The organism is Pseudomonas frederiksbergensis, from assembly GCF_003732275.1.
GTDB lineage: Bacteria > Pseudomonadota > Gammaproteobacteria > Pseudomonadales > Pseudomonadaceae > Aquipseudomonas > Aquipseudomonas frederiksbergensis_H.
On record NZ_MOBM01000011.1, the window covers coordinates 1 to 21988 of the forward strand.

15 protein-coding genes are annotated in these 21988 nt (G+C 60.2%); 11 read left to right on the forward strand and 4 right to left on the reverse strand.

What is annotated here, in order from left to right:
- Window positions 1-349 precede the first annotated feature (349 nt).
- Window positions 350-580 carry a hypothetical protein gene (locus tag BK662_RS34605; protein WP_148057919.1) on the reverse strand — a complete coding sequence of 77 codons (231 nt, stop codon included), beginning with the start codon at window positions 578-580 and terminating at the stop codon, window positions 350-352.
- Window positions 581-1092: 512 nt separating this feature from the next.
- Between BK662_RS34605 and BK662_RS07570 the strand changes: the two genes are divergently transcribed.
- From BK662_RS07570 to BK662_RS07580, 3 genes are all read left to right on the forward strand, one after another.
- Entirely contained in the window at window positions 1093-4551 is a 3459-nt protein-coding gene (locus BK662_RS07570; RefSeq protein WP_123357557.1) for an alpha/beta fold hydrolase, read from the forward strand.
- Window positions 4552-4742: 191 nt separating this feature from the next.
- A complete protein-coding gene (locus BK662_RS07575) occupies window positions 4743-6611 on the forward strand; it encodes a c-type cytochrome (RefSeq protein WP_123357558.1) in 1869 nt (622 codons plus the stop codon).
- A gap of 26 nt (window positions 6612-6637) precedes the next feature.
- A complete protein-coding gene (locus BK662_RS07580) occupies window positions 6638-7888 on the forward strand; it encodes a metallophosphoesterase family protein (protein ID WP_123357559.1) in 1251 nt (416 codons plus the stop codon).
- 108 nt (window positions 7889-7996) lie between these two features.
- Here the strand turns inward: BK662_RS07580 and gbca are convergent, their stop codons facing one another.
- Complete coding sequence (gene gbca / locus BK662_RS07585) at window positions 7997-9292, reverse strand: glycine betaine monooxygenase oxygenase subunit (protein ID WP_123357560.1); 1296 nt, start codon at window positions 9290-9292, stop codon at window positions 7997-7999.
- Window positions 9293-9579: 287 nt separating this feature from the next.
- On the opposite strand from gbca, the gene gbcB reads away from it, so the two are divergent.
- On the forward strand, window positions 9580-10680 hold the full coding sequence (gene gbcB / locus BK662_RS07595; protein WP_123357562.1) for a glycine betaine monooxygenase reductase subunit: 1101 nt from the start codon (window positions 9580-9582) through the stop codon (window positions 10678-10680).
- Window positions 10681-10785: 105 nt separating this feature from the next.
- On the opposite strand, the gene BK662_RS07605 is transcribed toward gbcB, so the two are convergent.
- Complete coding sequence (locus tag BK662_RS07605) at window positions 10786-11610, reverse strand: SDR family oxidoreductase (protein ID WP_123357563.1); 825 nt, start codon at window positions 11608-11610, stop codon at window positions 10786-10788.
- A 417-nt stretch (window positions 11611-12027) separates the two neighbouring features.
- Window positions 12028-13068 carry a threonine aldolase family protein gene (locus tag BK662_RS07615; protein WP_123357564.1) on the reverse strand — a complete coding sequence of 347 codons (1041 nt, stop codon included), beginning with the start codon at window positions 13066-13068 and terminating at the stop codon, window positions 12028-12030.
- 131 nt (window positions 13069-13199) lie between these two features.
- Here BK662_RS07615 and BK662_RS07620 point away from each other — a divergent pair, with 131 nt between their 5' ends.
- The 7 genes from BK662_RS07620 (at window position 13200) to purU (ending at window position 21957) form a co-directional block, all read left to right on the forward strand.
- Complete coding sequence (locus BK662_RS07620) at window positions 13200-13916, forward strand: TraX family protein (RefSeq protein WP_123357565.1); 717 nt, start codon at window positions 13200-13202, stop codon at window positions 13914-13916.
- Between the two features lie 318 nt (window positions 13917-14234).
- Window positions 14235-15488 (forward strand): serine hydroxymethyltransferase, encoded by a 1254-nt coding sequence (glyA, locus tag BK662_RS07625; RefSeq protein ID WP_123357566.1) that lies wholly within the window; start codon window positions 14235-14237, stop codon window positions 15486-15488.
- 23 nt (window positions 15489-15511) lie between these two features.
- Window positions 15512-16762, forward strand: a complete 1251-nt coding sequence (locus tag BK662_RS07630; RefSeq protein WP_007947735.1) for a sarcosine oxidase subunit beta — start codon at window positions 15512-15514, stop codon at window positions 16760-16762.
- A 14-nt stretch (window positions 16763-16776) separates the two neighbouring features.
- Window positions 16777-17106: a sarcosine oxidase subunit delta gene (locus BK662_RS07635; protein WP_033053963.1), complete on the forward strand. Its 330-nt coding sequence runs from the start codon at window positions 16777-16779 to the stop codon at window positions 17104-17106.
- The gene (locus BK662_RS07640) at window positions 17103-20120 is read left to right on the forward strand and encodes a sarcosine oxidase subunit alpha (RefSeq protein WP_123357567.1); all 3018 of its coding nucleotides are present in this window, start codon (window positions 17103-17105) and stop codon (window positions 20118-20120) included. The genes BK662_RS07635 and BK662_RS07640 overlap by 4 nt, the downstream gene beginning before the upstream one ends.
- A gap of 166 nt (window positions 20121-20286) precedes the next feature.
- A complete protein-coding gene (locus BK662_RS07645; protein ID WP_123357568.1) occupies window positions 20287-20919 on the forward strand; it encodes a sarcosine oxidase subunit gamma in 633 nt (210 codons plus the stop codon).
- Window positions 20920-21099: 180 nt separating this feature from the next.
- Window positions 21100-21957 carry a formyltetrahydrofolate deformylase gene (purU, locus tag BK662_RS07655; RefSeq protein ID WP_007907570.1) on the forward strand — a complete coding sequence of 286 codons (858 nt, stop codon included), beginning with the start codon at window positions 21100-21102 and terminating at the stop codon, window positions 21955-21957.
- Window positions 21958-21988: the final 31 nt, after the last annotated feature.

The window sequence follows — 21988 nt, forward strand, 5'->3', positions numbered from 1 at the left end:
CCTTATCCCAAAGAGGGGGACTGCTTCGCAGTCCAACGGGAGCAAGCTCCCTCGCCACAGGTTCAGTGTCGATCACTGTGCACGCCAACAATCCACCGGGGTTACCCACAATCCCTGTTAGTGCTTCTGTGGATAACATGTTCGCCCCTCGCTACACCCCATGCCCATCAAGCCCTTCAGCCCTCCGTACAAAAAACAACCAGCCTAACCTCCGGTTTTTTCGAGCTTTCTCCACAGAACGACTTCGCTCGTAAGCCGATACTTGCCCCCAATCTCTGTTGGCGCTTCTGTGGATAAGATGTTCGCTGTCCGCTACAGGCTATATAAACCGTGGCTTTCAGTGAGTTGATCAAATAATGCTCAATTGACCATTTTCTCCCCCTGAACCTACCGCAAACCCTGAATTTTCGCGGCTTTCAGCGGTTTTCCACAGAACCCGCAAAGTTGCCCCCAAAGTCTGTTGGCGCTTCTGTGGATAAGGTGTTCGCCATCCTCTGCACGTCATATAAACCGTGCCCTGCAGGCTTCTGATCAAAAAACGATCAATGCTTGCATAAAACCCTGCTTCTGGATAAGTCACGGTTTTTCTTGGTTTTTTGTGAATAAATTTGCCCCGTCATCCACAATTGTCCCCAATAGCTGTGGGTGGAGATGTGGATAACTTGTTCGCTAAACCCTGCAAGCCACGGCCCATATAGACCACAACGCGATAGATCAGATTTCATACAGTTCTAAGTCACTTCCTTGACTTCGATCTGTCGCCTGTCTTCACTCTCAGGTCACAAGGACAGCCGTCACTTATCCACATCTGGTTCAGGGAGAACACGGATGGATAGCCAGCCACATCGCTCGCAGCCACATTCGCACCTCAGCCCCTGCATGACCTGTGTACCGACCCCCGCGACCTTGCTGCGTAAACGGATTCACCGTCGCGCCGCCAATCAGCGCGCTCGCCTATAGCGCCTGAAACCTTTCCCCATACCCTGACGCCGCTGCCATTGAGGCCCGACCGTGCCCGGTGACCAGGTGTTCGTTCGTCTATCGATTGCAGGCAACCACAGAGTTGCCCATCTGCCTGAGAGGAAATGACCCATGACACGGATCGCCACGCCCATCAGCGACATCAAGGAACATTACGACGTGATTGTCATCGGCTCCGGTTACGGCGGCGGGATCGCGGCGTCGCGCCTGTCCCGGGCCGGCAAGCGGGTGTGCCTGCTGGAGCGAGGCCGAGAAATCCAGCCCGGCGAATACCCCAATACGATGCTGGCGGCCACTGAAGAACTGCAAGTCCATGACCCAGACGGACACATCGGTTCGCGCACCGGGTTGTTCGACCTGCACGTCAATGCCCAGCAGAACGTGGTGGTCGGTTGCGGCCTGGGCGGCACGTCGCTGATCAACGCTAACGTTGCGCTGGAACCGGAGCCCGGCGTGTTCGACGATCCGCGCTGGCCGCTGGCGGTGCGTGAACACCGCGACACGCTGCTCAAGGATGGGTACGCCCGGGCTCGGGAGATGCTCAAGCCCAACCCTTACCCAGGCACTTCGCCGGTGTTGCCGAAACTGGAAGCCAACAAAAAGTCTGCGGACTACCTCAAGCAAGGTGCGCATTTCTACAAGCCGCCAATCAACGTGACCTTCGACAAACTGCCGAACAACCTCAACCATGTCGGCGTCGAGCAGCTGCCGTGCAACCACTGCGGCGACTGCGTGTCGGGCTGTAACAACAAGGCCAAGAACACCACGCTGATGAATTACCTGCCGGATGCCTGGAACCACGGCGCGGAGATTTTCTGCCAGGCCGAGGTGCGGCACCTGGAGCGCGACGCCGACGGCGACGGCTGGATCGTGCATTTCCAATACCTGGACAGCGGGCGCGAGCAGTTCTCGGCACCGACGCTATTCGTCAAGGCTGACATCGTCGTGGTTTCGGCGGGCACCCTGGGTTCCACCGAAATCCTCCTGCGTTCTCGGGACAAAGGTCTGGCGACGTCCGATCAACTCGGCGAGAACATGAGCGGCAACGGTGACATTCTCGGTTTCGGCCACAACTGCGACCAAGCAATCAACGGCATCGGTTTCGGCGCGCATCCGGCCAGTGAAATGAAACCGGTCGGCCCGTGTATCACCTCGATCATCGACATGCGCACCGAAGGCGACTGGCGCAGCCGCATGGTCATCGAAGAAGGCTCGATCCCCGGCGCCCTCGGCCGGCCCATGGTGCCGAGCATGGCCGCGTTCGCCGGGTTGATCGGCAAGCCCACCGATGACAGCTTCAGCGGCAAGCTCAAGTACGCCGAGCGCGAAACCGACAGCTTCCTGCGCGGCCCGTATCACGGCGCCCTGCATAACATGCAGACCTACCTGATCATGAGTCACGATGACGGCAAGGGTCGCATGGTGCTCGACAGCAAGGACCAGCTGCGCATCGACTGGCCGGGTGTTGGCGAGCAGGAAAACGTCAAACTCGGTAACGAACGGCTGCACCAGAGCACCAAGGCATTGGGCGGAATCTGGGTCGAGAACCCGATCTGGACCGAGTTGCTCAAACACAGCATCGTGTCCGTTCACCCGTTGGGCGGTTGCGTGATGGGAGAGGACGCGGAGCAGGGCGTGGTCAACCACAAGGGCCAGGTGTTCAGCAGCACCAGTGGCACCAATGTCTATGCCGGGTTGTACGTGACCGACGGCGCGGTGATTCCGACCTCCCTGGCGGTCAATCCGCTGCTGACCATTTCCGCCGTGAGCGAGCGCAACATGGGCCTGCTGGCGGCCGATCGCGGTTGGCATATCGACTACACGCTGCCCTCGGCGCCGCGCAAACAAGTGGCGCCGCCGACCCTCGGCGTGCAGTTCACCGAAACCATGAAGGGCTATTTCTCCAAAGACTTCACTCAGCCTCAAGGCACCGATCTCAAACTCTACGAGGCGGCGGCCAAACGCGGCGAGTCGGAGAACTCGCCGATCGAATTCACCCTGACCATCACCGCCAACGACCTCAACCGCATGATCAAGGAGCCGCAACACGCCGCGACGCTGGTCGGCACGCTCAATGCGCCGGGCCTGTCGCGGGAACCGCTGACCGCCAGCAATGGCGTGTTCAACCTGTTCGAGGAATATCAGGAACAGGTCGGCGTGCGGCACATGAAATACGACATGAAACTGACCGCCGAGGACGGCAGCGATTATTACTTCAGCGCGTTCAAGACCGTGCCCGAAGACAACGGCGTGCTGAACGTCTGGCACGACACCAGCACTCTTTACGTGACGCTGTATCGCGGGTCGGACAAGACCGGCGAGGTGATGGGTTCGGGTGTGATGCACATCCAGCCGGCCGATTTCGCCAAGCAAATGACCACCATGAAGGTGCTCAACGCCCGCAACGAACGCGAGCGTATCGATGGGCTGGCGCGCTTTGGCAAATTCTTCGCCGGCATCTTGTGGGAGAGCTACGGCGGCGTGTTCGCTGGCGACATCTATTTCAACCCCGATGCGCCGCCGCGGCAGAAACGCCCGCTGGATGCGCCAACCCCGAGTGTGCAGTTCTTCCAGACCGAAGACAGCGTCCAGCTACGCCTGACCCGCTATCAGGGCGGCAGCAAAGGGCCGGTGATGCTGGTGCATGGCTTGGGCGTGGGCTCGAATATTTTCTCCACCGACACCATCCAGACCAACCTGCTGGAGTACCTGTGCAAGCACGAGTACGACGTCTGGCTGCTGGATTTGCGGGTGAGCATTCTGTTGCCCGCGAGCAAGAAGGAATGGAACGGCGACCAGATTGCGCAGTACGACTTCAAGGCCGCCATCGCGCAGATCCAGCAAGCAACCAAGGCCGCGGACGTGCAATGCGTGGTGCATTGCTACGGCGCGACGACTTTCTTCATGTCGCTGTTGGCCGGATTGCAGGGCGTGCGTTCGGTGGTGTGTTCGCAGATCGCCGCGGATACGGTGGTCGCCACGGCAACCGGGCTCAAGGCCGGCTTGCACCTTCCGGGGATGCTCGACGCCATCGGCATCAAATCCCTCACCGCGTATGCCGACAACAAGGAGAGCTGGTTCAACAAGCTCTACGACAAGGCTCTCAACGGGTATGCCCGCATCGAGGCTCAGGGCTACTGCACCAACCCGGTGTGCCATCGCATCACCTTCATGTACGCATCGTTGTACCGCCACGACACGCTCAACGAGACCCTGCATGACAACCTGCATGAGCTGTTCGGCGAGTCGAACATGCAGACCTTCGAGCACTTGGCGTTGATCCTGCGCAAAGGTCATCTGGTGGACTTCAAGGGCCAGGACGTCTACATGCCGCACTTCGACCGGCTGACCATGCCGATCTGCTTCATCAGCGGCGAAGACAACCAATGCTACCTGCCGGAAAGCACGCTCAAGACCTATGAGCGCGTTTGTAAAGTCCATGGGCCGGAGCGCTACAGCCGGCATGTAGTGCCGGGTTACGGGCATATCGACTGCATGTTCGGCAAGAATGCGGTGCTCGATGTGTACCCGATCATCCTGCAACACCTGGAGAAAACGGCCCTCGGCTAGCACTGCTTACCTGTGGCGAGGGAGCTTGCTCCCGCTGGGCTGCGTAGCAGCTCCAAAACCTGAGGGTGCGATCTATCAGATACACCGCGTTTTCTGGTTTTACGACTGCTTCGCAGCCGAGCGGGAGCAAGCTCCCTCGCCACAAAAGCCGTGTACTGACTTGGGATTGGTGACGACAAGGAATGGATGCTATGGACAGTTACATCCGCTGGTTTCAACGCTTCATCTGGCTAGGCATCGTGATGAACATGGTCTTCGCGATTCCGGCGCTGTTTGCGCCGGCGTTGCTGACCTCGATGCTCGGGATGCCGCCGCAACTCTCCGATCCGTGGCTGGAAAACGCCGGCATGCTGCTGGTGGGGATCAGCCTGTTCTACATGCCGTCAGGCTTCAACGCACCAAGATACGTCGTGCATTCATGGCTGTGCGTGCTGTCGCGATTGGTCGCCGTGGCGTTCTGGGTTTACCTGATCAACACCAGCAATCAGGCCCAGGTGTTCGTGCCGATGTTGCTGGGTGATCTGAGCATGTTCCTGATCCTCGGGGTTTTGCTGTATCTGGGCAGCGCGCCGGCCAATCGGCCCTTGGCGTTGCTTCGCGACGGCTGGCTTGAATGGCGCGCAGCGTGGGCGCGACGCTGGCAGCGGCACAGCTTCAAGGTTGCCACGCTGGTCGTGGTGCTGGCGCTGGGGTTTATCGGCTACGAAACCTGGTACCAGATGCTGCGGGTGGTGCCGGCAGAGCAATACGCCTCCGATGAGGATCACTACAAGTACGGCGCCATCGGCCTGGGCATCGAGGCGCGGATTCCCTATTACCTGTTCGCCGTATTGCCACAGATGTGCCCGGATAAGCTGCCGAAACCCGGCGGCTATGAAGTCTTCGGTTTCCTCTACGAGAACGGCAAAGACCTGCCGATCGGTATGGCCAAGCGGCAGATCGGTTACCCGACCGTGGAGCCCAACTGCGCCCTGTGTCACACCGGTTCCTACCGGGCCACTACCAGCGACGTCGCCATCCCGGTGGCCACCGCACCGGCCAATACCCTGCAACTGCAGGCCTTTCAGTGGTTCGCCTACAATTGCGCCAGCGACCCGAAATTCACCCCAGACGCGGTGATGACGGCGATCAACAGCAAGTTCCAGCTCGGGTTTTTCGAGCGCTTGTACAACCGCTACGTGATCATTCCGATGGCCACGAGCGCGCTGGTCAAACAGAAGCAGGCCTATGCCTGGCAACGACTGCGCGCACCGCAAGGGCCGGGACGTACCGACACCTTCAACCCGACAAAAATGGTGGTGTTCGGCTTCCCGGATGACTCGACCATCGGCACCGTCGACTTGCCGCAAGTGTGGAACCAGAAGCCGCGGGAGTCGCTGTACCTGCATTGGGATGGCAATAACAACGACATCCATGAACGCAACTACGCGGCGGCCATGGCCGTGGGCGCGACGCCGGAGTCGGTGCTGCCGGCCAGTTTCAACCGGGTGACCAACTGGTTGCTGGGCCACAAGGCGCCGGCATGGCCGTTCGCGCTGGATCAGGCCAAAGTCGCACGGGGCAAACCGGTCTGGGAAAACAACTGCGCCGGTTGCCACGATTTCGGCCGCACCGATACCGGTCAGGTCACCACCAGCATTGATGAACTGGGCACCGATCCCCATCGCCTGAACTCGTTCACCACAGGTTTGGTGACGGCTTTCCATGGCTTCAAGAAATCCCCGTTCGACTTTGGCGCCTATCGCAAGACCCAGAGCTACAGCAACACGCCCACCGACGGCGTCTGGTTGCGCGCGCCGTACTTGCACAACGGTTCGGTACCGACCCTGTGGGATTTGCTGCAACCACCGGAAAAGAGGCCGCTGGTGTTCTTCACCGGCTCTGATGTGTACGACCAGGACAAAGTCGGCTTCGTCACCAGTGGCCAGCAGATGAAAGCCTCGGCGGACTTCAAATACGACACCCGTCTGGAGGGCAACCACAACGGCGGCCACCTGTACGGCACGCAGCTGTCGGAACTCGATAAGCGGGCGCTCATCGAGTTCATGAAAACCCTGTAATTCCACTACGGATGGAGGAAAGCGACATGTCATTGGTCAGTCATTGGGAACACGAGTACGACAAGGTCAAGCTACGCGTACACGGCTTGTTCACCCGTTTGGAAATGGCCTGGAAAAAGCTCGTCAGCGAGCTCGAACCCGAGGAGTACCAGGCCATCGTCGCGCTGTTGCAACGGGGTCACGATCAGGCGCAATACGTGCTCAAGCACGGTGATATGCCAGACGATCAGCCAAGTGTGCCGTGGGAGTTGTCCCATGGCTTGTCGATCCTGCACATCGGCAACGCCAGCCCCTTGCCGCAATCGGTAGACGAGCTGCAAACCCGAGTGCTCAAGGACGGCAGCTTGCTCGGTTGTCGCAAATGGGAGCTGCTGGATCTGTTGTGGAGCGAGGCGCTGCTCAAATGGATCGAGAACCTGCGGCATCACGCGTCGTTCGCCACCAACCCGGCGCTGATGCGCATGGACAGTGATGTGACCCTGGCCATCGCCGGCGACTGGGGTACCGGGCCGTTCGACAGCCATGCTCCGGCGGTGTCGGTGGCCAACCAGATGCAACTGGCCCAGGCCGACTTCACCATTCATCTAGGGGATGTGTATTACGCCGGCACCCGCTCCCAGGAAGACGTCGACATGGTCGGCTGGCCCATGGGCAAGCACGGTTCGTTCACCCTCAACTCCAACCACGAGATGTACAGCGGCGCCCATGGCTACTTCAAGGAACTGGCCAAGCGTTTCCCGGCGCAGCAGGGCACCAGTTATTTTGCGTTGTACAACGATGACTGGCTGGTGATCGGGCTCGACACGGCTTACGCCTCGGATGCGATCAACCTGTACATGGACGGTGCGCTGAACAAGGAGCAGATCGACTGGATGAAAGACCTGCCTCAGCGCAAGAAGATCATGGTGCTCAGTCATCACCAGGGCTTCGACATTTCCGGGCACAACAAGACGGCGCTTTATAAACCGGTGTGCGATGCCTTGGGCCGTGAGCCGGATTATTGGTATTGGGGGCATTTGCACAACGGCATCTGCTACGCCGCTCAAGGCGGGTTGCATGCGCGCTGCGCCGGGCACGGGGCGATTCCCTACGGCAATGCCAGCGAGCTGAACGGGCATGCGCGGGTGCTGTGGTCGGAAACGGAAAATGCGCGGGATGAGGCGTACCCGGATCGGGTGTTGAACGGTTATGTGAAGGTGCGGCTGGTGGGGGAGAACATCGAAGAAACGTTTATTGGGGAGGATGGGTCGGTGCGGTGGTCTTCATCAGCCCATTGATTTGTGGTGACGGGTAGGCCGTCATCGCGAGCAGGCTCGCTCCCACAAGGGATCTTCAGTGCATATAGATCCAGTGTGGGAGCGAGCCTGCTAGCGATGCTTTTGCTCTTAGCCTTGAACCGGTACCCCTTTGAGGTACGGCGCAGGCTCGGCCCCAAGGTTGTTCAGCAACCGCTCGCTGTACCAATCCACAAAGTTCACCACACCAAACTCATAGGTCTTGGAGTAAGGCCCTGGCTGGTACGCGGTGGAGTTGATCCCGCGCTGGTTTTCTTCGGCCAGGCGACGGTCCTGGTCGTTGGTCGCATCCCAGACCTGGCGCATGCGCTCCACGTCGTAGTCCACACCTTCGACTGCGTCCTTGTGGACGATCCACTTGGTGGTGACCATGGTTTCCTGAGCGCTGATCGGCCACACGGTGAACACGATGATGTGGTCGCCCATGCAGTGGTTCCACGAGTGCGGCAGGTGCAGGATGCGCATCGAACCCAGGTCCGGGTTTTTGATGCGGCCCATGAGTTTGGCGCAGCCCTGTTTGCCGTCCAGGGTCATCGACACAGTGCCCTTGAGCAGCGGCATGCGCACGATGCGGTTACGCAGGCCGAAGCTGGCGTGGGCGTAAGGAATCTTCTCGGCTTCCCAGGCAGCGGCCGAAGCAGCGACGTGGTCCTTGAAGGCCTGGTCGGCACGCGGGTCGGTGACGTCGTCCCATTCCAGCAGGGTTTTCAGCAGTTCCGGGTGCGCCGCGTTGCAGTGGTAGCACTCGCGGTTGTTTTCCAGCACCAGTTTCCAGTTGGCCTTTTCGAACAAGGTGGTCTGGATCGCCACCTTGGTGTTCTCCATGTCGTACGGTTCCATGTAATGGTTCAGCGTCGACAGGAAGTCATCAATGGCCGGCGGGTTTTCCGACAGGCTGATGAAGATGTAGCCGCCAGCGGTCTTCACGTTCACAGGCTTCAAGCCGTACTGCTTCATGTCGAAGTCGGCGCCCATTTCGGTGCCGGCGAACAGCAGGCGACCGTCCAGCTCATACGTCCACTGGTGGTAGTGGCAGACCAGTTTGGCGACTTTGCCTTTTTCACTGGTGCACAGCCGCGAACCGCGGTGACGGCAGACGTTGTGGAACGCATGGACCACGCCGTCGGCGCCACGAATCACGATGATCGGGTTCTTGCCGACTTGCAGGGTCAGGTAGTTGCCCTTGGTCGGGATTTCGCAGGTCATGCCGGCGATCAACCACTCTTTCTGAAAGATTTCCTGCATGTCGATATCAAACAGCCGCTCGTCAGAGTAAAACGGCTGCGGCAGCGAGAAAGTGCGCTCACGCTCTTGCAGCATCTGCGCGGTGGCCTTGCGTGCGGGTTCCAGCGGATCGCCCAGGCTGATTTTTGCGGTGACGTCCATCGATTTGATCCTCATGGCCTTTCTGTGTGGCCGGCGAAATAGTGGCTGATACGGTTTGCTACGCAAGGGTGTAAAGAAAACGTCTTTGTGTGTGGCGAGTGTGGGGCCGCCGTTGCCCGGAACCTTATCCATGGGCGACATGGCCCAATCTGTTCCCGACGCGCAACCCCCGGTAATTGGGGGCTGGTCGCGATAAGTATGTGAATGTCGCAGATAGGTAAATGGAGGGGCTGCGCTATACGCAGAATCGCCAACATAAAGGCCGGTAGTCGGCCGTGGAGAACAGCATGTCCAACAGCTTCCTGAACCCGGTAACCACCCAGACCTGGGCCAATGGTCGACACATTGTCCGTTGCGTCAAAGTCATCCAGGAAACCTGGGATGTGCGCACCTTCTGCTTTATGGCCGACCAGCCAATCCTGTTCTTTTTCAAGCCCGGGCAGTTTGTCACCCTGGAGCTGGAAATCGACGGCGTGCCGATCATGCGCTCCTACACCATATCCAGTTCTCCGTCGGTGCCGTACAGCTTTTCGGTGACGATCAAGCGCGTGCCGGGGGGCAAGGTGTCCAACTGGCTGCACGACACTCTGCATGAAGGCCAGGAACTGGCGGTACACGGGCCGGTCGGGCTGTTCAACGCCATGGACTTCACCGCGCCAAAGGTTCTGTACCTCAGCGGTGGCGTCGGCATCACGCCCGTCATGTCGATGGCGCGCTGGTTCTACGACACCAACGGCAACGTCGACATGGTGTTTATCCACAGCGCCCGTTCGCCCAAAGACATCATTTATCACCGCGAGCTGGAACACATGGCGTCGCGAATCGACAACTTCAGCCTGCACCTGATTTGCGAGAAGCATGGCCTGGGCGAGCCGTGGGCCGGTTATCGCGGTTACCTGAACCACAAGATGCTCGAATTGATGGCGCCGGACTTCCTTGAGCGTGAAGTCTTCTGCTGCGGCCCGACCCCGTACATGAACGCGGTCAAGCGCATGCTTGAGGCGGCCGGTTTCGACATGACGCGTTATCACGAAGAATCCTTCGGCGCGACGCCAGCGGAAGCCCGTGCCGACGCGGTGGAGCAAGCCGAAATCGCAGCAGATGCACCGGAAGTCGACGTTGCCGACCTGCATCAGGTGGAATTCACCGCGTCCGGCAAGAGCATTCGTGTGGCGCCGGGCGAAACCGTGCATGCGGCGGCGGCCAAGCTTGGCCTGCTGATTCCGAAGGCTTGCGGGATGGGGATCTGCGGGACGTGCAAGGTGATGAAGCTTGGTGGTGAAGTCGAAATGGACCACAACGGCGGGATTACCGAGGAAGACGAGGCCGAAGGGTTCATCCTGTCGTGCTGCAGCGTGCCGAAGGGTGATGTGCGGATCGAGTTTTGAACCTGTGGGAGCGGGCTTGCTCGCGAAGGCGGCGGCACAGTCAACATTGATGTTGCCTGACACACCGCTTTCGCGAGCAAGCCCGCTCCCACAATGGTTGGTATTTCAGTCCACAAACAAGTCTGGCATCAGCTTGTCTTGGGTGCCGTGCTCAAAGCGGTAATGATCGAATTCGGTCACCCCATGCTCCCGCAGAATCTCCTCATCAATCAGCAAGCGCCCGGTAATGCTGCGGCCACTGCTACCCAGAATTGCGTAGGCGGCGTCGGCCATAATCGCCGGCGTGCGCGCATGCTTGAACGACTCGCGCGACCCCAGCTGAAACTCGATGGCGGCAGTGGCGATCATGGTCTGCGGCCACAGAGAATTGACGCTGATGCCGTAGGAGGCGAATTCCTCGCTCATGCCCAGGGTTAGCATGCTCATGCCGTATTTGGTCACCGTGTAAGGGCTGTACTGGGCGAACCACTTGGTGGCCAGGTTCAGCGGTGGCGACAGGTTGAGGATGTGGCCGGCGGTTTTTTTCAGATAGGGCAGGGCGGCCTGACTGCACAGCAGCACGGCGCGGGTGTTGATCTGGTGCATCAGGTCGAAGCGCTTGAGTTCGATGTGTTGCACGCCGGTCAGCTTGATCGCCCCGGCATTGTTGATCAGCGCATCGATGCCGCCGAAATGCTCAGAGGCGTCGGCCATGGCCTGGCGCACGGCAATTTCATCACGCACATCCACCTGCAAGGCCAACGCCTTGCCGCCCGCGGCTTCAACTTCCGCCGCCACGCTGAAAATGGTGCCAGGCAGTTTGGGGTGAGGAGTGGCGCTTTTGGCGGCAATCACGATGTTGGCCCCGTCCTTTGCTGCCCGCAGCGCAATCTCACGCCCGATGCCACGGCTGGCGCCGGTGATGAACAGGGTTTTGCCTTGTAATGACATGCGTACGCTCCTGATTGTTGTTATCGATGCGGATCGAAACGGCTCGCCAGTCAATGTAGACCAACTCTTGCGGGGCATTTTGCATCAGGGCTTTTTGTGGCGAGGGGGCTTGCCCCCGTTGGGTTGCGAAGCAGCCCCAAACCTTGAACATGCGGTCTGTCAGGCAGGCCAGCGTTGGCTGGTTTCACGACTGCTGCGCAGCCGAACGGGGGCAAGCCCCAGCGCCACAAAGTTTCATTTCAATCAATTAGTTGAGGTTGAACACAGACCTGTGGCGAGGGAGCTTGCTCCCGCTGGGTTGCGCAGCAGCCCCAAAGCCTGAGCATGCGGTCTGTCAGGCAGACCGCGTTGGTTGGTTTTTACGACTGCTGCGCAGCCGAACGGGAGCAAGCTCCCTCTCCACAAAAGCTTGGGGCTTCAGGCTGCCATGACTTCCCGAATATCTGCCGCCAATTCGCGAACGCGTTCTTCTTCGGTGTCCCACGAGCACATGAACCGTGCGCCGCCGTTGCCGATGAAGGTGTAGAAACGCCAGCCCTTGGCGGTCAGTGCGGCAATGGCCGGTTCCGACAATTGCAGGAACACGCCGTTGGCCTGCACCGGGAACATCAGTTCCACGCCCGGAATGTCGCTCACCAGTTCGGCCAGAAGCTGTGCACAGTGGTTGGCGTGGCGGGCGTATTTGAGCCAGGCGTCGTTTTCCAGAATCCCGACCCACGGCGCCGAGAGGAAGCGCATCTTCGAGGCCAGTTGCCCGGCCTGTTTGCAGCGGTAATCGAAGTCTTCAGCCAGTTTGTGGTTGAAGAACAGAATCGCTTCGCCCACCGCCATGCCGTTTTTCGTGCCGCCGAAGCACAGCACGTCAACGCCGGCCTTCCAGGTCAGGTCGGCTGGCGAGCAGCCAAGAAATGCACACGCATTGGAGAAGCGTGCGCCGTCCATGTGCAGGTTCAGGCCCAGTTCTTTGCAGGTGGCACTGATGGCGCGGATTTCTTCCGGGGTGTACACGCTACCGACTTCGGTAGCCTGGGTCAGGGTCACGACGCGCGGTTTCGGGTAGTGGATGTCTTGGCGCTTGAGGGCGATTTCGCGGATCGATTCCGGCGTCAGCTTGCCGTTTTCGGTGCGGGCGATCAGCAGTTTGGAACCGTTGGAGAAAAACTCCGGTGCGCCGCATTCGTCGGTTTCGACGTGGGCGGTTTCCGAGCAGATCACGCTGTGGTAACTCTGGCACAGTGATGAAAGGGCTAACGAGTTGGCCGCGGTGCCGTTGAAGGCGAAGAACACTTCGCAGTCGGTTTCGAACAGTTTGCGGAATTGATCCGCTGCGCGCGCGGTCCACTCATCGTCGCCATAAGCGCGCTGGTGGCCGTGGTTGGCCTGTTCCATGGCAGCCCAGGCTTCAGGGCAAATACCGGAATAGTTGTCGCTGGCGAATTGTTGGCTCTTGTCGGTCATGGCCGGCTTCCGTAATCGAGGCTCTTATGGTGAAGAGCTTCGTGGTCAATGATGGTGCGCACTTTACCGAAGATCGTCCGGGGAGCACACGGGATGTTGCTGTCAGAAAAACACACGGTTGACAGGCAATTATGCACATGACGCAACGGGATGGGGCGCTGGATCTGCTCAAGTGGCTGGCGCTGCTGAGCATGGTGCTCGATCACCTGCGATATATCGGTTACTCCATCGATCTGCTGTATGTGCCGGGCAGATTGGCGTTCCCGTGGTTCTGTCTGGCGATGGCGGCGAACCTGTCGCGAACCCGTGCAGTAACCACCGACGGCCAGTGGCGCTATCTCGGTTGGTTGTTGCTGTTTAGCGTTCTGAGCGAAATTCCCTACCGGATGTACCTTCCTGATCACGACACCTTAAACGTATTGCCCACGCTGGTTCTGGGGCTGTTGGTCGCCCGTGGCTGGCAGCACAGGATGCTTCAGTCGCGACTATTGGCGGCGGGTGCCTTGTTGCTGGCGGCACTGTTCACGGAGCGATTGATGTTCGGTTTCTTCGGCGTGCTGTTGCCGCTGGCGATGTGGCTGGTGATCAGGCGGCCCTGGTATTTCAGCCTGCTGCCGGGGTTGGTCTGCCTGGCGGCCAATCAGTGGCAAGTGCTGTATTACGCCGCACGACTTCATAGCAGTGCAGCCATCCTCGGCATTGCCGCTTGTCTGATTGCGCCATTGCTGGGGCTGTTGCTATTGCGACATGCCCAAGGCATCCGGCCACCGCCAATGCGCCGCTGGGCTTACGCGCTCTATCCCGCGCATTTCCTCGGGCTTCTGGCCTTGCGCCAACTCATCGCCTGACCCTCATGCTCTTGTGGCGAGGGAGCTTGCTCCCGCTGGGCTGCGTAGCAGCCCCAAACCCAGTGCATGCGGTTCATCAGGTTGATCGTGTTGGTCGTTTTTACGACTGCTGCGCAGCCGAGCGGGAGCAAGCTCCCTCGCCACAAGAGCCTTCCCTGGTCCTGCCTTTCTGGCCCATGTCGTAAACGCACCTTTGCGTGGCGTCCATAGGCATTTGACCTGTCTGCGCCGGTCATACCATCGCATCCAAAGGGCACTGCCGTAACGCCAGTGCCTTACCGAGACGAATGGCGCATAGATGCCGCTGGGAGAGACGCGATGTTCAGCAAGCAAGACCAGATCCAGGGTTACGACGATGCACTGCTGGCGGCGATGAATGCCGAGGAGCAACGCCAGGAAGATCACATCGAGCTGATCGCGTCAGAGAACTACACCAGCAAGCGCGTCATGCAAGCGCAGGGCAGCGGCCTGACCAACAAATACGCCGAAGGCTATCCGGGCAAGCGCTACTACGGTGGCTGCGAGCACGTCGACAAGGTTGAAGCCCTGGCCATCGAGCGCGCCAAGCAACTGTTCGGTGCCGATTACGCCAACGTCCAGCCGCACTCCGGTTCCTCGGCCAACAGCGCTGTTTACTTGGCCCTGCTGCAAGCCGGCGACACCATTCTGGGCATGAGCCTGGCCCACGGTGGTCACCTGACCCACGGTGCCAAGGTGTCGTCCTCGGGCAAGCTGTACAACGCCGTGCAGTACGGTATCGACACCAAAACCGGGCTGATCGACTACGACGAAGTCGAGCGTCTGGCTGTCGAATGCAAGCCGAAGATGATCGTTGCCGGATTCTCGGCCTACTCCAAGACCCTCGACTTCCCACGTTTCCGTCAGATCGCCGACAAGGTTGGAGCGCTGCTGTTTGTCGACATGGCTCACGTCGCAGGTCTGGTCGCTGCCGGCCTGTACCCGAACCCGCTGCCGTACGCTGATGTGGTCACCACCACCACCCACAAGACCCTGCGCGGTCCTCGTGGCGGCCTGATCCTGTGCAAGTCCAACGAAGAAATCGAGAAGAAGCTCAACGCGGCAGTGTTCCCGGGTGCCCAAGGCGGCCCGTTGATGCACGTGATCGCCGGTAAGGCGGTGTGCTTCAAGGAAGCGTTGGAGCCTGGCTTCAAGGCTTACCAGCAACAAGTGATCGACAATGCCCAGGCCATGGCCGGCGTATTTATCAAACGCGGCTACGATGTAGTGTCCGGCGGCACCGATAACCACCTGTTCCTGGTCAGCCTGATCCGGCAGGGCCTCACCGGCAAAGAGGCGGACGCAGCACTCGGTCGCGCCCATATCACCGTGAACAAGAACGCTGTCCCGAACGATCCACAGTCGCCATTCGTGACCTCCGGCCTGCGTATCGGCACCCCGGCGGTGACCACTCGCGGCTTCAAGGTTACCCAGTGCGTTGAGCTGGCTGGCTGGATCTGCGACATCCTCGACAACCTCGGTGATGCCGATGTCGAGGCCAATGTCGCGCAGCAAGTGGCAGCCCTGTGCGCGGACTTCCCGGTTTATCGCTGAGCGCGGTTTTGGAGTAAATGACTATGCAACGCTATTCGGGCTTCGGCCTCTTCAAACACTCCCTCAGCCATCACGAAAACTGGCAGAAGATGTGGCGCACGCCGACCCCTAAAAAGGTCTATGACGTGGTCATCGTCGGCGGTGGCGGGCATGGTCTGGCGACCGCTTACTACCTGGCCAAGGAACACGGCATCACCAACGTGGCCGTGGTCGAGAAAGGCTGGCTGGGCGGCGGTAACACCGCGCGCAACACCACCATCGTTCGCTCCAACTACCTGTGGGACGAGTCGGCGCACCTGTACGAGCACGCGATGAAACTGTGGGAAGGCCTGTCTCAGGACCTGAACTACAACGTGATGTTCTCCCAGCGTGGTGTCTACAACCTGTGCCATACCCTGCAGGACATCCGTGATTCCGAGCGTCGGGTCAGCGCCAACCGCCTCAACGGCGTGGACGGCGAACTGCTCGATGCCAAACAGGTAGCCGACGAGATTCCGTACCTCGACTGCTCCAAGAACACGCGCTACCCGGTGATGGGCGCAACCGTCCAGCGTCGCGGCGGCGTGGCCCGTCACGATGCCGTGGCGTGGGGCTTTGCCCGCGCCGCCGATGCCTTGGGCGTGGACCTGATTCAACAGACCGAAGTGATCGGCTTCCGCAAGGAAAACGGCGTGTGCATCGGTGTTGAAACCAACAAGGGCTTCATCGGCGCCAAGCGCGTCGGTGTGGTCACCGCCGGTAACTCCGGGCACATGGCCAAACTCGCCGGTTTCCGTCTGCCGATCGAATCGCACCCGCTGCAAGCGCTGGTGTCCGAGCCGATCAAGCCGATTATCGACAGCGTGATCATGTCCAATGCCGTACACGGTTACATCAGCCAGTCCGACAAGGGCGACCTGGTGATCGGCGCCGGTATCGACGGCTACAACGGCTACGGCCAGCGTGGTTCGTACCCGGTGATCGAGCACACCATTCAGGCCATCGTCGAGATGTTCCCGGTGCTGTCGCGCGTACGCATGAACCGTCAGTGGGGCGGCATCGTCGACACCACGCCGGATGCGTGCCCGATCATCTCGAAAACCCCGGTACCGAACATGTTCTTCAACTGCGGTTGGGGCACCGGTGGCTTCAAGGCAACACCTGGCTCGGGCAACGTGTTTGCCGCGAGTCTGGCCAAGGGTGAAATGCACCCATTGGCCGCACCTTTCTCCATCGACCGTTTCCACAACGGTGCGTTGATCGACGAACACGGCGCTGCTGCGGTTGCCCACTAACAGGAGAAATCCCCATGTTGCATATCTTCTGTCCTCACTGCGGCGAACTGCGCTCCGAAGAGGAATTCCACGCATCCGGCCAGGCGCACATCCCGCGTCCACTGGATCCGAACAGCTGCACCGACGAGGAGTGGGGCGACTACATGTTCTTCCGCGACAACCCTCGCGGTCTGCACCACGAACTGTGGGATCACGTCGCCGGTTGCCGTCAGTACTTCAACGCCACCCGTGACACCGTGACCTACGAGATTCTCGAAACCTACAAGATCGGCGCCAAGCCGCAGTTCACCGACAAGACCGACAGCCCGAAAGCGGCCGCCACGGCTCTGGGAGAGAAGGTATGAGCCAGATCAATCGCCTGTCCAACGGCGGACGGATCGACCGTAACAAAGTGCTGAGCTTCACCTTCAACGGCCAGGTCTACAAAGGCTTTGAAGGTGACTCCCTGGCCGCAGCCTTGCTGGCCAACGGTGTCGACATCATCGGCCGCAGCTTCAAGTATTCGCGTCCGCGCGGCATCTTCGCCGCCGGTGCCGAAGAGCCGAACGCTGTGCTGCAGATCGGTGCGACCGAAGCCACGCAGATCCCGAACGTGCGCGCCACGCAACAAGCGCTGTATCAAGGCCTGGTCGCCACCAGCACCAACGGCTGGCCGAGCGTGAACAACGACATGATGGGGATTCTCGGCAAGGTCGGCGGCAAGCTGATGCCGCCGGGCTTCTACTACAAAACCTTCATGTACCCGCAATCGTTCTGGATGACCTACGAGAAGTACATTCGTAAGGCCGCCGGCCTTGGCCGCTCGCCGACCGAGAACGATCCGGACACCTACGACTACATGAACCAGCACTGCGACGTGCTGATCGTCGGCGCTGGCCCTGCGGGTCTGGCGGCGGCACTGGCGGCTGCCCGTAGCGGTGCGCGTGTGATCCTGGCCGATGAACAGGAAGAGTTCGGCGGCAGCCTGCTCGATTCCCGCGAAAGCCTCGACGGCAAGCCTGCCACCGAGTGGGTCGCCAGCGTCATCGCCGAGCTGAAAAACACCCCGGACGTGCTGCTGTTGCCGCGCGCCACGGTCAACGGTTACCACGACCATAACTTCCTGACCATTCACGAGCGCCTCACCGATCACCTCGGCGACCGCGCCCCGATCGGCCAGGTGCGTCAGCGTATCCACCGGGTTCGTGCCAAGCGTGTAGTGCTGGCGACCGGTACTCATGAGCGTCCACTGGTTTACGGCAACAACGACGTGCCGGGCAACATGCTCGCCGGCGCTGTGTCGACTTATGTACGTCGTTATGGCGTGGCACCGGGCAAGAAACTGGTGCTGTCGACCAACAACGATCACGCCTACCGCGTGGCCCTGGATTGGCTCGACGCCAGTCTGCAAGTGGTCGCGATCGCCGACGCCCGCAGCAACCCTCGTGGTGCGCTGGTGGAAGAAGCCCGCGCCAAAGGCATTCGCATCCTGACTGGCAGCGCCGTGATCGAGGCCCGTGGCAGCAAGCATGTCACTGCCGCTCGCGTTGCCGCGATTGACGTAAAAGCACACACCGTGACCAGCCCAGGCGAGTGGCTCGATTGTGACCTGGTCGCCAGTTCCGGCGGCTACAGCCCGGTGGTTCACCTGGCGTCGCACTTGGGTGGCAAGCCGATCTGGCGTGAAGACATCCTCGGTTTCGTACCGGGCGAAGCACCGCAAAAACGCGTGTGCGTCGGTGGCATCAACGGCGTCTACGGCCTCGGCGATTCGCTGGCAGACGGTTTTGAAGGCGGTGCTCGCGCCGCCAGCGAAGCCGGTTTCAGCGGGGTCGAAGCGACCTTGCCCAAAGCCCTGAGCCGTCTGGAAGAACCGACGTTGGCGCTGTTCCAGGTGCCGCACGAAAAAGCCACCGCACGGGCACCGAAGCAATTTGTCGACCTGCAAAACGACGTCACCGCTGCCGCCATCGAACTGGCGACCCGCGAAGGCTTCGAGTCGGTCGAGCACGTCAAGCGCTACACCGCGCTGGGCTTCGGCACCGATCAGGGCAAGCTCGGCAACGTCAACGGTCTGGCCATCGCCGCCCGTTCGCTGAACGTGACCATCCCGCAGATGGGCACCACCATGTTCCGTCCGAACTACACGCCGGTGACCTTCGGCGCCGTAGCCGGTCGTCACTGTGGGCATATCTTCGAGCCGGTTCGTTTCACCGCGCTGCATCATTGGCACGTGAAAAACGGCGCCGAGTTCGAAGATGTCGGTCAGTGGAAGCGTCCATGGTACTTCCCGAAAAACGGTGAAGACCTGCACACCGCCGTGAAGCGCGAATGCAAAGCCGTGCGCGACAGCGTCGGCCTGCTGGACGCTTCGACCCTGGGCAAGATCGACATCCAGGGCCCGGATTCGCGTGAGTTCCTCAACCGCATCTACACCAACGCCTGGACCAAGCTCGATGTGGGCAAGGCGCGTTACGGCCTGATGTGTAAAGAAGACGGCATGGTGTTCGACGACGGCGTTACCGCATGCCTGGCCGACAACCATTTCGTGATGACCACTACCACCGGCGGCGCTGCACGCGTGCTGCAATGGCTGGAAATCTACCATCAGACCGAATGGCCAGACCTGAAGGTGTACTTCACCTCCGTGACTGACCATTGGGCGACCATGACCCTGTCCGGGCCGAACAGCCGCAAGCTGCTCAGCGAAGTCACCGACGTGGATCTGGCCAATGAAGCTTTCCCGTTCATGACCTGGAAAGAAGCGCTGGTCGGCGGCGTGCCAGCGCGGATATTCCGGATTTCGTTTACCGGCGAGCTGTCGTACGAAGTCAACGTGCAGGCCGACTACGCCATGGGCGTACTCGAGAAAATCGTCGAGGCCGGGAAGAAGTACAACCTGACTCCGTACGGCACCGAAACCATGCACGTACTGCGGGCAGAGAAGGGCTTCATCATTGTCGGTCAGGACACTGACAGCTCGATGACCCCGGACGACCTGAACATGGGCTGGTGCGTCGGTCGCACCAAACCGTTCTCGTGGATCGGCTGGCGTGGCATGAACCGCGAAGACTGCGTGCGTGATCAGCGCAAACAGCTGGTTGGTCTGAAGCCGATCGATCCGACCAAATGGCTGCCGGAAGGTGCGCAACTGGTGTTCAACACCAAGCAAACCATCCCGATGACGATGGTCGGTCACGTGACTTCCAGCTATCTGCACAACTCCCTCGGCTATTCGTTTGCCATGGGGGTGGTCAAGGGCGGCCTGAAGCGCATGGGTGAGCGGGTGTTCGCACCGCTGGCCGACGGCAGCGTGATCGAGGCGGAAATCGTTTCTTCGGTGTTCTTCGATCCGAAGGGTGATCGCCAGAACGTTTAATGGCCTCGGGTCCTGTGGGCTGGCCGCTGCACCGCGTTGTCTGCATCGCGAGCAGGCTCGCTCCCACAGGAGATCGCGTAACCCTTGTGGGAGCGAGCCTGCTCGCGATGGCGACAGAACAGCCACCACAAGGGCCAGAACCAACAGAATTCAAGACAGGTGCTTTATGACCGCAGCCAATGTTTACCAACAACGCCCAACCACCGGGGCCAAGGCCGAGTCGTCGCTGCATCACGCCGACCTCGCCAGCCTGGTGGGCAAGGGCCGCAAGAACGCCGGCGTGATCGTGCGTGAGAAAAAACTCCTCGGTCACCTGACCATCCGTGGCGATGGCCACGATGCGGCTTTCGCCGCTGGCGTGCACAAAGCCCTTGGCATCGAATTGCCGGGTGCGCTGACCGTCATCGTCAAAGGCGAAACCAGCCTGCAATGGATGGGGCCGGATGAATGGCTGCTGATCGTGCCGACCGGTGAAGAATTCGCCGCCGAGCAAAAACTTCGCAAAGCGCTGGGCGACCTGCACATTCAGATCGTCAACGTCAGCGGCGGCCAGCAGATCCTCGAACTCAGCGGCCCGAACGTGCGTCAGGTGCTGATGAAATCCACCAGCTATGACGTGCACCCCAACAACTTCCCGGTGGGCAAGGCTGTCGGTACGGTGTTCGCCAAGTCGCAGCTGATGATCCGCCACACTGCCGAAGACACCTGGGAACTGCTGATTCGCCGCAGCTTCTCGGATTACTGGTGGTTGTGGTTGCAGGATGCAGCGGCTGAGTACGGGCTTAGCGTCCAGGCGTAATTGTGGCGAGGGAGCTTGCTCCCGCTCGGCTGCGAAGCAGTCGTGAAGCCTGAATCCACGTTCCTTCTGAGGGAACGCGGTTGCTGATTTTGGGGTTGCTTCGCAACCCAGCGGGAGCAAGCTCCCTCGCCACAGATCTTCGCAGTCGCGTAGGTTTTTTCGAACAGGAGTCACCGCACTATGAGCCGCGCCCCAGACACATGGATTCTGACCGCCGACTGCCCTAGCGTCCTCGGCACCGTGGATGCGGTGACCCGCTTTCTGTTCGAGCAGGGCTGCTACGTCACCGAGCATCATTCCTTCGATGACCGGCTTTCGGGCCGTTTCTTCATTCGCGTGGAATTCCGTCAGCCCGACGGCTTTGACGAACAAGCTTTTCGCGCAGGTTTGGCGGAACGTGGTGACGCCTTCGGGATGGTCTTCGAGCTGACCCCGCCGCACCACCGGCCAAAAGTGGTGATCATGGTTTCCAAGGCCGATCACTGCCTCAACGACTTGCTCTACCGCCAGCGCATCGGCCAGTTGTCGATGGACGTGGTCGCCGTGGTCTCCAACCACCCGGACCTCAAACCGTTGGCCGACTGGCACCAGATTCCGTACTACCATTTCCCGCTGGACCCGAACGACAAACCGTCGCAGGAGCGTCAGGTCTGGCAGGTGGTTGAAGAGTCCGGCGCCGAGCTGGTGATCCTTGCCCGTTACATGCAGGTTCTGTCGCCAGAGCTGTGCCGCAAACTCGATGGCAAGGCGATCAACATCCACCACTCCCTGCTGCCGGGTTTCAAAGGCGCCAAGCCGTACCACCAGGCCTACAACAAGGGCGTGAAACTGGTCGGCGCCACGGCGCACTACATCAACAACGACCTGGACGAAGGCCCGATCATCGCCCAGGGCGTGGAGGCCGTGGATCACAGTCATTACCCCGAAGATTTGATCGCCAAAGGGCGGGATATCGAAGGGCTGACACTGGCGCGGGCCGTTGGCTATCACATTGAACGACGCGTGTTTTTGAACGCCAACCGCACCGTCGTTCTTTAGATCGCCATCGCGAGCAGGCTCGCTCCCACAT